Below are 12430 nucleotides of genomic sequence, written 5' to 3' on the forward strand. Positions count from 1 at the left end.
TTAAAGAAAGAATAGAGTCAAAAAATGGTGCGCCTAAGAGGAGTCGAACCTCTAACCTTCAGATCCGTAGTCTGACGCTCTGTCCAGTTGAGCTATAGGCGCATTAAAAAAGCAAAAATAAAGAAGAAGGTATGTGGTGGAGAGAGAGGGATTCGAACCCTCGCGTCCTGTTACCAAGACTCTTGCTTAGCAGGCAAGCGCTTTAGACCGCTCAGCCATCTCTCCAGTACTCTATCAATTTTTAATTTTTTCAAATTAACTATTAATTAGGTATATACTAAGCATAAGAGATTTATATTTTTATGCAAGTTTTTCTTGAATATACTACCAGAGATTCACTATGCCACTTATAATAGAAATCAAAGTTAAACCAAAATCAGGATCAAGTTCCATTTTGCTTGATACATCTAATACTATTGTTGTACGTGTAAAAAGTCTACCTGAAGACGGTAAAGCTAATGGAGAAGTTATAAAATTGTTTTCTAAAGCTTTGCGTATACCGCAAGCTAGCATAACAATCATAACGGGCGCTACTATAAAAAACAAAAGAATTAAACTGGAGGTATCGTTGACTTTGCCTGAGCTGCTTACTAAACTAGGCCTTGATAAACAGCACTCTTTTGTATAAAGCTCTCTATAAAATAAAGTAGTAATCTATGCCCTATTACCGTTGGCAAGGTGTTGATCTTTCTGGTCAAGTGCGCTCGGGAAAGCTTTTTGCTCGTTCTTTAACTGACGTTCAGGCTGCTGTTGCGCGCTTAGAAATAGGCTTTATAGCTGCTCAACAAGCTGATACTATTAATTTACGCTTAAAACCTATAACGAGCACTTTAAAAGCAGATTTTATCCATCACTTAGCTACCTTATTAAAAGCAGGTGTTCGCTTACACGATGCTTTGATGATTAGTGCCAGGACTACTAAGCATACCTATTTTAAAGAAGTCCTTTTTGATACTGCTCATGCACTACAAGAAGGTATAAGCTTACATGAAGCATTTAAACTACATCCAGAAGTATTTGATGAACTTACCTGTGCCATAGCATATGTGGGTGAAAAATCAGGTAATTTGGCTGCAAGTTTTCAACAGTTGTCTGAAAGAACAGTGTTTCTTGAACAATTTAAAAAGCGATTACGTGCAACGCTTATTATGCCTAGCATAACTCTTATTGCTTTTATGGCACTTATGGCACTTTTTTTTATAGTTGTGGTGCCACGTTTTGAGTCTTTTTTTCTTTCATTTAAAATGCCTCTTCCAGCAACTACCCAGTTTGTGTTATTGGTAAGCTCGGTATTAACATCCTCATCAACATTTGTTATAAGTAGTATTCTATTTTCAGCTCTGCTGATTATTGGTTATACGTTTTCTACCTGGGGTAAACAGTATAAAGACCAGTTTTTATTTTATATTCCTGGTCTAAGAAATTGGTTTAAACTTATCTACACAACCCGCTTTTTGCAGTTAGTAAGCATTTTAGCAGCTGGTGGTATACCGTTAGCGCAAGCGTTAAAAATAGTTGCTGATAGCTTTAGTAATAGTTGGGTTAAAAACAATATACGTCAGTTGTGTGATAAAGTAGAATCAGGTACTTCTTTTACCTATGCTTTACAGAGTAATAAGCTTTTTACAAGTGAATATCTTGAAGCTTTAACCACTGTAGGAGAAAATTCAGGCGATCTTGCTCATGTTTTAAACTATGCTACGCTTATATATCAAGAGCGTGTTTACGCTTATACCCATAAAATAACGACGCTTATACAGCCGCTATTGCTTTTAGTGCTAGCAGCAGGTATAGCGGTGCTGGTTGTTGCTTTATATTTGCCATTGTTTACTTTATCAACTGTTATTAATTAGAGCATTATGGAATTTAAAAAAGTAGTAATGGTTTGTTTAGCTCTCGCGTTATTAACCAGTTTTGTCCTAGCACTTTATACTTATTATAAAGTAAGAAAAACGTGCAGCCGATCAACACATATTTTATACAATGCTCGTAGGGCTGAAGGCGCAAAGATTTTTACTGGCGTATATAAGGCTCAAGAAATTGCTTTATATACTCAAGATGGTATTGCATTATCACTGTACCAGCTCATAAGGCCTCATGCTCGTCGGGTTATTTTGTTTTGCCATGGCTTTTGGCAAGCTAAAGAATTCTTATATAAGTTTGCGGCTCTATTTCCTGATGATACTCTTTTATTTTTAGATTTTCGTACTCATGGCAGCAGTAAAGGTCGGTGGATATCTTATGGTTACTATGAATCTCAAGATGTACGAGCAGCAGTTGATTATATCAAGCATACTAAGCAGATGGCAGAGTTGCCTCTCTATGCTATAGGATTGTCTATGGGAAGCGCTAGTATTTTAAAGGCTGCTTATGAAGGAGCTCCACTAGACGGTATAGTAATCGATTCAGGTTTTGCATGCCTTACTACCCAAATGGGTAGGCTTTTTACCCGTATGACTGGTTTAAAGCAGTGTTTTTTTGGTCCCACTAAACAGCTTTTTGAATATACTTTAGGTGGTGCTATTGCGGATGTAAGCCCTGCTAAGTTTATACAAGCTCTCTCTATTCCTGTACTTATTATTCATTCAACAACGGATAAAACTGTTCCTGTTGAAGATGCATACGCATTATATAGCTGTGCCCGCGGCAAAAAAGAACTGTGGACAGTTTCTGGTCCCGGCCATGTTCAAATATATAAGTACTATCCCCAAGAGTACAAACAGAAATTTGATAATTTCTTTAATAATAACTGAAATTATTGATTTCTGTTTGCATTTTTTATTACACTTAAATAAAAGTGATAATTAATGCTACGTATTGTACAAAGGAGAAAAGACAATGGCTGTAAAACTTAACCAAAAAGCAGTTGATTATGCTATGGATCGCATTAAATCAGATGAAGTTGATCATCTTAATGCTCCCTGGTCGGAACATAAAGCTACTGAAGATGAAAAAGATAAGTTTATCCAAAACCATTATGCAGAAGAATATGGTCTTTGGTTTCTAGGTGAAAATGATCAAGAGCAAACCGGTGGCCAAGAAAAATACTGTTATCCTACAGGTGACTTGAAAATGGTACATTTAACGGCTTTGCAAGAGACAGAAAAAAAAGCTCGTGAAAATGGTCATGCAGATATTGCTCAAGCTGCACGTACGCTCCTCGAATTTGCTGAAAAAAATAGTAAAAAATAGCAACGTATTTTTATTTTTTATTTTGCTTGTTTATAAAAAAGACGACTTCCTCAAGGGAGGCCGTCTTTTTTAATTGCTGCTGTATACGAGCGGTAATTGACTGATTAGCCTAACCTGCTATACTAATAAATAAGTAAAAACTAGTAAAGCCGGGGTGGCGAAATGGTAGACGCACGGGACTCAAAATCCCGCGGTGGTAACACTGTGTCGGTTCGAGTCCGACCCCCGGCACCATACAATTAATTTGAGTATATTCATGACAGATCATACTGACTGCGTATTTTGTGCTATTATTGCAGGTACTATTCCTGCTACTATTATCGCTCAAAATGATGATATACTCGTTATTCAAGATATTGCTCCTAAAGCAACTATTCATTATCTTATTTTGCCAAAAAAACATATCAAAGATGTACAATCATTTGGGCCACGTGACTGCTGTATTGCAGGCAAAATGTTTAAAATGGCTCAACAGCTTTCGCAAGAAGACCCTCATGCTCACGAGTTTAGACTGTTAATTAATAGCGGCTATACTGTTGGACAACGAGTATTTCATCTTCATGCCCATTTTCTTGCTGGTGCCATTATATCTGAATTTTAATAGAATTTTTATTTAGGTAAGTCTTGCTATTTTTTGTCTGCTTCCGTTAAAATTAATACAAATAGATTTTTATGTGTACTAATATTACTATAATGGAGAGATTATAATGAAATTACAAAGAATTGCTGTAGCGCTTATATTTATGTCTAAATTATCAGTGCAGCTTTATGCCACCAATGAAGTACGTTGTGTGTGTAACGATCATACTGTTAAAACACCTGAGTGTGGTATTTGTGGGCAGCAGCTTGGTAGTATGGAAAGAACCCAAGATGGTGCTGCATGTATATGTGCAAATAAACTCAAAAATCAAGAAATTACGTGTAATACAACGTGTGCTAAAAATAACGGCTGGTCAGGTCGTTTTAAAGACTAAGTTACATAAAGTAGTAATTAAGCTTAGGTGGTTACTACTTCTCTACATTTCAAGTGTATCTTCTGAATGTCAAAAACCATTCTCTTTCAACTGCTCTGCTTTATCAATTAAATACTGCCATCAAATTCTAACTGTAATGTTATTGCTATAATTAATTACTTAAGCTTATTATAAGGCGCCTGTGGGCGTTATTTTTTTGTTTATAGTTTGATTGCAACTTGCCTGTTAAGTTCTTCTGAGTGAGCTTAGCAAGCCTGTCTATAGACATGGTTGAGGTTTTAATAGGGGTATATGTGAACTTGAGGAATAGTGTATGCTTATAGGGAGAAAGAATATTGCTTTAGAAGAGTACTATGGCTTACAATTAGATACGAATTGGTCTACAAAAAAGAAGAACCCCCAACGGATGTTGGGGGACTCTGATCACTAAGTTAATCGATCAATTACGCTGCACAAGCGGTAGCGCAACCGGTGTTGCATTCGCCACCAACGTTGGTGTCAACTGGACACTCGTAACGAATTACTGGTGGATTTTGCTTGTAGGTGATTACGTCAGGTACAGATTCGTACTTGATTAAATCAGCAACTGGCATTGGTGGTTGTGGAACGCGTATGCATCTTGGTGGTTGTGGAGTACGGATGCATGTAGCTGGTTGTGGTATAACGATTCTTTTAGCAGGCACTTGTATTACTTGTGGTACTTGTATAGTTTTAGGTACCATAATTGTTTTTGTACAAATTGGTGGTTGTTGTTCGCCACAACTAGCTGCAACAACGCCACAACCTGTGTTGCATGCGCCGCCTCTTCTACCGAAGAAAGCATCTGTCATACCTACGAATAATAATCCGAGTAAAGCTGTGCATAATATCTTGTTCATAAAGTCTCCTTTAGAGAGGTTTGGTTGTTTTTGTTTTGTTGTATTTAAGCGCTTATACAATTTTTATTATCTCATAATTAAAATTAAAAACACAACACTTTTTAATAAAATAATTACAAATGAGCAAAAAGTGCTGTAAGTCCGCCATTTTCTTTAGCTAGTTTTTGTATAAAATTAATTAGAAAATCAATAAAAATAATTATATTAGGTAATTTTAATAAGCTAAAAAATTTCTTTAGTTGCGTTTTTTTCTTTAATAAGCTTCCGATCATCCGGTGCTTTACTTTTCTGGGCGCTTGTTTAAAGTTAGTTATATATATTTTTTGAGAAAGAACTGTTATGAAATTTAAATTAATGCGCTTGAGCGTTTCTGTGCTTCTTGCATTGCTTTCAACTGCAGTGATGAGCTATATCTCTATGGCTACACCTATAGGCCCTTGGATTGATACTACATTGGTATTGTGTAGTATGTTGATTTTTACTTTACTTGGTAAAACCTTAAGCCGCTTTGTTTATACAAGTTCAGTAAGTCTTACTACGGCTGCTGGAAGCCTAGGAGGTATTTTAGCTACAGGTGCGGGTTTTTCTTTGCCGACATTATATTTTGTCGATAGGCCACTATTTGACCTCTGGATGAGTCAACCTCTTTATTTTGCAAGTATGATAAGTGTTTTTTCATTTGTAGCAGGTAGCTTTGGACTTCTTGTAGCCCATTTGTTTCAAGATTATTGTCTTATAAAGCAAGAGCTTCCTTTTCCTATTGGGGAGCTTATTTATAAAACTATAGCAGCTCAAGGTCAACTGCGTAAAGCCATTGAGCTTGCAGGCGCATTTATAGCTACTTCGCTTAGTCTCTATATACGTCAATGTACTCAGTTTATAGCAGATACTGTTGTGCTTGTTGATAAGCATGTATTTTCATTGTTTTCTTTGCCTCAAATTAGTCTGCCTATAGAGCAGATGCCTATTTATTTGGCAGTAGGCTTTGTTACTGGTCATGTTATTGCCACTCCGCTTTTAGTAGGCCTTTTTTCTAAAATATTTTGTATTGAACCGCTTTACGCTCTTTATATGCATTCACACTTTTTGAAAACTACTGGCCTTACTCTGAATGATTTTATTTTAGCTTTTGGTAGTGGTATGGTGCTGTATGGAGCAGTAGTAGGATTCTTAGATATACCTAAGCTTATAAAATCGGTTACAAAAAATATTCAATCTGCTCAATCAGGTGGCTCAAAAAGCTCGTTTATAGCTACCCATGCTAAAGCTATACCGTTGCGTCAGGCATTTGTAGCGCTAACAGGTTGTGTAGGCTTTTTAACTTATTGCAATTTTTCTCCTTTGGCTCAAGTGTATGTGCTTGTTTTTTCTTTTGTATGTACGTATCAATTAGTTGTTATAGCCGGCAAAATAGGTCTTGCTCCTTTAGGCCGCTTTGCTACGTTTGTTATGGTTCCTGGTATGTTTTTATTTGGTTTTGATAAGCTGCAAACAGTGCTCGTTGCAGCCTTTGTAGAGATAGCTGGTGGCGTGGCAAGTGATGCATTGTTTGGTCGAAAAACTGCTCTTTTAGCATCAATTGATATGCGTCGCGTAGTGCGTTATCAGTGGTTTGGGCTCTTTGTAAGTTCATGCGCTGTAGGTGGTATATTTTGGCTTCTTATAGCACATTTTGGTTTAGGAGCAGAAGGTCTTGCAGTAAGCAAAGCTGCTGGACGAGCATTGCTTATTAATATACAGAGTTTCGATCTCTATGCCTTAGCTATGGGTTTTATTTTTGGATTTATTGTTAGTTACACTTCTATAAGTGCGCCGTTACTTTTGGGTGGTATTGTAATGCCTCCTTATATGTCATTGCTTTTAATCTGTGGTGGTTTTCTTGCTTATGCTATTAAAAACAAAGAAGACTATTATCCATTATGTTCAGGTATATTTGCAGCAAGCTCTATTTGGATGCTTATTAAGGCGTTTCTTCAAAGTGGTTGTGCAGTATAAGCTTGAAAATTCTACTCTTCCTTTCTAAACTACAAACTACATAGGTAGTAGTACAATGTAATGGTATAAAGGGAGTGGCATGAAGCTAAAAAATATAGTTTTTAGTATAATTTTGTTTTTTTCTGGTGTTTTAAGGGCGGTTGAGTGGACCTGGCTTTATTCTATAAATCCTAACACTGAGCTGTCTGAAAACATTTTTGCTACAAATACTGAAGGTTCTTGGGTTAAAGCAGGGGTTCCCCGTTTTTCACAGCTTATTTTTTCCTGGAATTCACTCAGGCCTGCAAAGGGCCATTATAGTTTTTGGGTTCGGGTACGTGATAGTGTAACTAAAAAATGGTATAAATGGCACCAAATGGCTCAATGGGGTACAGACCAAAAAGGACGCAACCTTCAGCGATCATTTTATAGTAAGACTGTCTATGGTACTAACTATTCATTTGTACGACTGGATTTGCCTAAAGGGCGGCTTGCTGATGGTTTTAGTATTAAAATTAAAGCTCATAATAATGCTTCAATTAAATATATAAAAAATATCACGGTTAACATCTGTAATTTGCGTCTTTTTTCTTCTGAAGCTTTTGCTGCGCAACCTAAACTGCTTCAATCAGTATATATTAAAGGAGTGCCTCGTAAGTCTCAGATGGCACTTAAGCATCCCCGGTGCGAAGTATTGTGTTCTCCGACATCAACAACTATGCTTATCAATCATTTACTTAAAAAGAATTTAGATGCCCGTCATGTTGCTAACGGTGTCTATGATAGTGGTTTAGGTGTATATGGCAGTTGGGCTTTTAATACAGCCCATGCTTTTGAGGTAAGTAATAACAAAGTATTGTTTCACGTACAACGCTTAGATTCTTTTAAAACGTTGCACAGTTATCTTGCGCGCGGTATTCCAGTAGTCGTAAGTGTGCGTGGTCCATTAAAAGGTGCGGCCTCACCTTATGCTTCAGGCCATTTATTATTAGTCGTTGGATACAATAAACGGTTTAAAAAAGTGTTATGCCAAGATCCTGCCTTTAAAAAAGATTCAGCTACTGCTGTAGCTTATAACTTAAAAGATTTTTTGCTTAGCTGGGAGCGATCAAATCGACTTGCATATGTAGCTCGTTATGCGTAAATACATGCTTGTCATGTGAGAGTAGCTAGGTTTCTAAAATAAACAAGCAGAGCTTTAACGCTCTGCTTATAGTTTTTACTTTTGTTATGTTTGAGTGTGGGTATATAATAAATAAGCTTCAATAAACTCCATTAAATCTCCATCAAGAACAAGATCCGGTTGGGGTGATTCAAAATCTGTTCTATGATCCTTTACCATTTTATAGGGGTGTAATACATAGGAACGTATTTGAGAGCCCCATTCAATTTTCTTTTTTTCAATTGCGTCTGATTTAGACTTTTTTTCATCTTTTTCTTTTTGCACAAGCTTTGCCATAAGCATTTTCATTGCAATTTCTTTATTTTGCATTTGAGATCGCTCATTTTGGCATTGTACTACTATATTAGTAGGTAAATGGGTAATGCGCACAGCTGAGTCGGTTTTGTTAACATGCTGTCCGCCCGCTCCGCCAGCTCTATAAGTATCAATGCGTAGATCTTTAGGGTCTATAGTAATTTCAACGTCTGGTACTTCTGGTGTTACTGTTACTGCGGCAAAAGAAGTATGGCGCCTTTTGCTTGCATCAAAGGGTGAAATGCGTACTAATCTATGTATGCCTTGTTCTCCCTTTAGAAGACCGTAGGCATTTTTAGCTTTAATAAACAGCGTAGCTGATTTTATGCCTGCTCCTTCGCCAGGTAAAAAATCAAGTACTTGTGCGTTCATATTTTCCCGTTCAGCAAAGCGTACAAACATACGAAGAAGTATTTCTGCCCAATCTTGCGATTCTGTACCACCAGCACCTGAGTTGACGCTTAAAAAGCAGTTAACTTTATCTTGTTCATCGCTTAAAAGCAGACTTATTTTAAATCGTGCTGCAATGCGTGCCCATTTAAAAATATCTTCTCGTAGCTGAGCAAGTTCTTGTTCATCTGTTTCAAAAAGATCAAGGAGCTCAGGAAATTCAGCATGGGAATGCATAACTTCTGTATAGCTATCACGTAAAAGGCGTACGCGTTGTAACTCTTTTAAAATTTCTGCTTGTTGGGGATTTTGCCAGAACTCTTCTTGCGTGCTCAAGGTATGAAGGCGTTGAAATTCTTGTTCAAGGCCTGAGTTTTCCCAATAGGACTGAATAACCTTAATATCTGGTTCTGTGTTTTTTATTTTTTCTCTTAACTCATCAACTAACATGCTCGTGCCTCGTATCAATTAATATTTCAGGTAAGTTTTATGTTTAGTATAGCATGTATTGCTTTATATAACGCCTAATGCTTTTAGTTGCTCTCTTAACTCTTGAGTTCCGTTTGGTTTAAAAAGCAGGGATGCTATGCCATGTGCTTGCGCTGCTTGAATATTCTCTACCTGATTGTCAATAAATACGGACTGTTTAGGATCAATACTATAGTGTTCAATAAAGTACTCATATATCTTTTTTTGGGGCTTAATAAGGCCAACCATTGATGAAATAAGTATATTTTCTTTTTTAAAATACTTAAATATATTTTGGCCTTGGAAGCTTTTGTACAGTAGCTCAAAAGAAGGCTTGTCCCAATTTGATAGCACATAGAGTGTATAGTTATTGTTTTGGGCACATTCAGCAAGCAGCTGTGCCATTGGTTTAACAACTTGCATACATTCTATTAAAGTTTCAGGGCTAAAAAGTGCGTATAACATGCTTTTAACAATGTGCTTTTCGCCATCAGGAATAAAATCCGCATCTTCTTTGATTGTTTGGTAATAGTGTTCTAAGGCTCCTTTAAGAGCTTCTTCGTTAGAAATGGTGCCTGCAAGCCAATCAACTACTACTTGAGGAGCTGGTTGGCCATTGGGCAGCCGTATAAGTTCAGCGCCTGGTTGCTGTTTTCCTAAGCGATTAAGGATCTCGATTGCTTTAATTTGTGTATCTATAGTATTAGCGTGATTTGGTTGTTTGTAGCCTCCGTACACATAGGTAAGTAATCCATAAGAGCTGTTAGGTTGTTGGTTTACGTGCTTTAAATCCGGGGTAAATAAAGTGCCTCCCAGGTCCCAAATAATATTTGTGATCAAACTTTGAGCCATTGTGGTTCCTTGTTTATAGAATAATTTGTTTTTATACTAAAAAAGTGGTATACTATAAGGTAATCAAATAGATAGTCCTTATTACAAGCAATGTTATATATTTATGGTAGGTAAGCTTTTTATCATTTCGGCTCCATCGGGTGCAGGTAAGACCTCTCTTGTAACAGCTTTGCTTAAAAATAAATCCACACTCAAGCGCCTTATTACCTATACCTCTCGCGCTCCTCGCGTTGGTGAAATTTATGGTTATGATTACTATTTTGTATCAGAGGCTGAATTTAAACTAAAAATAGAAGAGGGTTTTTTTTTAGAGTGGAGCTTGGTTTATGGGGCATACTATGGCTCAGCTCGATCTTTGCTTGATAGTCTTGCTTCAGGGCAATCTTTTGTTGCTGTAGTAGATCGTCAGGGTGCTCAAGCTTTATGCCAATTGATAAAGGGGGCTGTGCTTATTTGGATTAATACACCAAGCTTAAGTGTGCTAGAAGATCGGTTAAGGGCAAGGGCGACTGACTCGCAAGAGCGCATAGCCTATAGATTAAAACTAGCTGAACAGGAAATAAAACAAGAGCAAGTGGAAGTGTTTTTTCACTATACGGTTATTAATGACGTTTTTGAGGAAGCTTTAAGCTCCTTGAGCGCTTTAATAGATAAAAATGGGGTTATTTAGTGTATTTTAAAGGCAATGCTATCAAATATTAAAAAATGTTGACTTTGCTGCAGGGTAGTATATAATTTAATTATACATTAGCTAAACAGCTTAGCGGAAAACAAAAAGCTCTAAGAAACTAAGTAAAAGATTTGAAATAAGCCTCGTAAAAATTTAACTTTAATTTTCAACACAGCGAACTTATAAGAGCTTAAGCATATATGCTTAGTTTTCAAAGTAAGTCCGACAAATTGCTTGACTTTATCGCTTGCTATGATAATCTATTATTATACAGCAAGCAGCGCTAGTCGGTGCAAAGTTGAAAAAAAGTTTTAATTTAAATGTTGACATAGTTTAAGTATATGTTATCATATTAAGTACGTTCCTCATTTGTAGTTACAGATGGCGAACTTAAATTTACAGGTTTTTGAAATTAATTAAAAATAACAATAAAAAGCTTGACAATGCTTGTTTTTGTGATATAATTTATTTAATAATTAATATGAGTTATTGGCACTGCTAATAAGCTAATTAAAAGTTGAAAAAATTAAATAAAAAAAAGCTTGACGTTGTTCAAAAATATGTTATTCTATTAATAACATTAAGCAGCATGATTCGTTTCATTCAAGTAAGTGCGCTTAAAAAAAGATTTGAAATTAAATAAAAAAAGTTTGACAAGTTGCAGTTTTCGAGTTATGATAATAAGCGTAACTAACGACAGCAATTTAGTCGAAAGTAAAAAATTATTTAGAAAATTATTTGATGATTAAAAAGTTTTATCTTTGAAATGCATAGGAAATCCTAAAAAGCTTATGATTTTGCGATCTATTCCCATACAAAAGTACAAAATGAAATTTTGTGATGGAGAGTTTGATCCTGGCTCAGAATAAACGCTGGCGGCGTGCTTAACACATGCAAGTCGAGCGAGAAAGGTCTTCGGACTTAGTACAGCGGCGAACGGGTGAGTAACGCGTAGGAATCTACCTTTTAGTGGAGAATACTCTCGAGAAATTGAGATTAATACTGCATAAGTCGAGAAATCGAGAAAGATGGCCTCTTGCTGTCGCTGAAAGATGAGCCTGCGTACTATTAGCTAGTTGGTAGGGTAATGGCCTACCAAGGCGATGATGGTTAGCCGGCCTGAGAGGGTGTACGGCCACACTGGAACTTAGACACGGTCCAGACTCCTACGGGAGGCAGCAGTGAGGAATATTGCGCAATGGGCGAAAGCCTGACGCAGCGACGCCGCGTGGAGGATGAAGGTCTTAGGATTGTAAACTTCTGTTAAGTGGGAAGAAAAACGGAGCTTTAATACAGCTCTATAATGACGGTACCATTAGAGAAAGCACCGGCTAAACTCGTGCCAGCAGCCGCGGTAATACGAGTGGTGCGAGCGTTATTCGGAATAATTGGGCGTAAAGGGTGCGCAGGCGGTATGCTAAGTCAGTTGTTAAAGACCTCAGCCTAACTGAGGGTCAGCGGCAGATACTGGCGTACTAGAGGGTGGAAGAGAGAAGTGGAATTCTTGGAGTAGCGGTAAAATGCGTAGATCTCAAGAGGAACACCGATGGCGAAG

General features: G+C 37.0%; 12 protein-coding genes, 3 tRNA genes and 1 rRNA gene (1 of these 16 only partly in view). 11 read left to right on the top strand and 5 right to left on the bottom strand.

Features of this window, described 5'->3' with window-relative positions; genetic code table 11:
* Positions 1 to 25: 25 nt before the first annotated feature.
* Positions 26 to 102: transfer RNA gene (locus tag H0X48_01510), tRNA-Arg, on the bottom strand.
* A 32-nt stretch (positions 103 to 134) separates the two neighbouring features.
* A tRNA-Ser gene (locus tag H0X48_01515) sits at positions 135 to 225 on the bottom strand.
* A gap of 115 nt (positions 226 to 340) precedes the next feature.
* On the opposite strand from H0X48_01515, the gene H0X48_01520 reads away from it, so the two are divergent.
* The 7 genes from H0X48_01520 to H0X48_01550 all read left to right on the top strand — a co-directional run bounded on the left by H0X48_01520 (position 341) and on the right by H0X48_01550 (position 4166).
* Positions 341 to 628: a DUF167 domain-containing protein gene (locus tag H0X48_01520; GenBank protein MBA3953985.1), complete on the top strand. Its 288-nt coding sequence runs from the start codon at positions 341 to 343 to the stop codon at positions 626 to 628.
* A 28-nt stretch (positions 629 to 656) separates the two neighbouring features.
* Complete coding sequence (locus H0X48_01525) at positions 657 to 1853, top strand: type II secretion system F family protein (protein MBA3953986.1); 1197 nt, start codon at positions 657 to 659, stop codon at positions 1851 to 1853.
* A gap of 6 nt (positions 1854 to 1859) precedes the next feature.
* The gene (locus tag H0X48_01530) at positions 1860 to 2753 is read left to right on the top strand and encodes an alpha/beta fold hydrolase (protein ID MBA3953987.1); all 894 of its coding nucleotides are present in this window, start codon (positions 1860 to 1862) and stop codon (positions 2751 to 2753) included.
* Positions 2754 to 2838: 85 nt separating this feature from the next.
* Positions 2839 to 3192, top strand: a complete 354-nt coding sequence (locus tag H0X48_01535; GenBank protein MBA3953988.1) for a hypothetical protein — start codon at positions 2839 to 2841, stop codon at positions 3190 to 3192.
* A gap of 148 nt (positions 3193 to 3340) precedes the next feature.
* Positions 3341 to 3426: transfer RNA gene (locus H0X48_01540), tRNA-Leu, on the top strand.
* Positions 3427 to 3448: 22 nt separating this feature from the next.
* Entirely contained in the window at positions 3449 to 3793 is a 345-nt protein-coding gene (locus tag H0X48_01545) for an HIT domain-containing protein (protein MBA3953989.1), read from the top strand.
* A 106-nt stretch (positions 3794 to 3899) separates the two neighbouring features.
* Complete coding sequence (locus H0X48_01550) at positions 3900 to 4166, top strand: hypothetical protein (protein ID MBA3953990.1); 267 nt, start codon at positions 3900 to 3902, stop codon at positions 4164 to 4166.
* Between the two features lie 443 nt (positions 4167 to 4609).
* Here H0X48_01550 and H0X48_01555 read toward each other — a convergent pair whose 3' ends face one another.
* On the bottom strand, positions 4610 to 5044 hold the full coding sequence (locus H0X48_01555; GenBank protein ID MBA3953991.1) for a hypothetical protein: 435 nt from the start codon (positions 5042 to 5044) through the stop codon (positions 4610 to 4612).
* A 339-nt stretch (positions 5045 to 5383) separates the two neighbouring features.
* On the opposite strand from H0X48_01555, the gene H0X48_01560 reads away from it, so the two are divergent.
* Both H0X48_01560 and H0X48_01565 read left to right on the top strand, forming a co-directional pair.
* Positions 5384 to 7039, top strand: coding sequence for an OPT/YSL family transporter (locus H0X48_01560; GenBank protein ID MBA3953992.1), 1656 nt, complete (start codon positions 5384 to 5386; stop codon positions 7037 to 7039).
* A gap of 79 nt (positions 7040 to 7118) precedes the next feature.
* Entirely contained in the window at positions 7119 to 8162 is a 1044-nt protein-coding gene (locus H0X48_01565; GenBank protein MBA3953993.1) for a C39 family peptidase, read from the top strand.
* 84 nt (positions 8163 to 8246) lie between these two features.
* Here the strand turns inward: H0X48_01565 and prfB are convergent, their stop codons facing one another.
* Complete coding sequence (prfB, locus tag H0X48_01570) at positions 8247 to 9335, bottom strand: peptide chain release factor 2 (GenBank protein ID MBA3953994.1); 1089 nt, start codon at positions 9333 to 9335, stop codon at positions 8247 to 8249.
* A gap of 63 nt (positions 9336 to 9398) precedes the next feature.
* On the bottom strand, positions 9399 to 10205 hold the full coding sequence (locus H0X48_01575; GenBank protein MBA3953995.1) for an HAD hydrolase-like protein: 807 nt from the start codon (positions 10203 to 10205) through the stop codon (positions 9399 to 9401).
* A gap of 103 nt (positions 10206 to 10308) precedes the next feature.
* Here H0X48_01575 and gmk point away from each other — a divergent pair, with 103 nt between their 5' ends.
* Positions 10309 to 10875, top strand: a complete 567-nt coding sequence (gene gmk, locus H0X48_01580; protein MBA3953996.1) for a guanylate kinase — start codon at positions 10309 to 10311, stop codon at positions 10873 to 10875.
* 831 nt (positions 10876 to 11706) lie between these two features.
* Positions 11707 to 12430, top strand: a 16S ribosomal RNA gene (locus H0X48_01585) (it continues 831 nt past the right edge of the window).

This window comes from Candidatus Dependentiae bacterium (assembly GCA_013821315.1).
In the GTDB taxonomy this organism is placed as follows: domain Bacteria; phylum Babelota; class Babeliae; order Babelales; family Babelaceae; genus JACDHA01.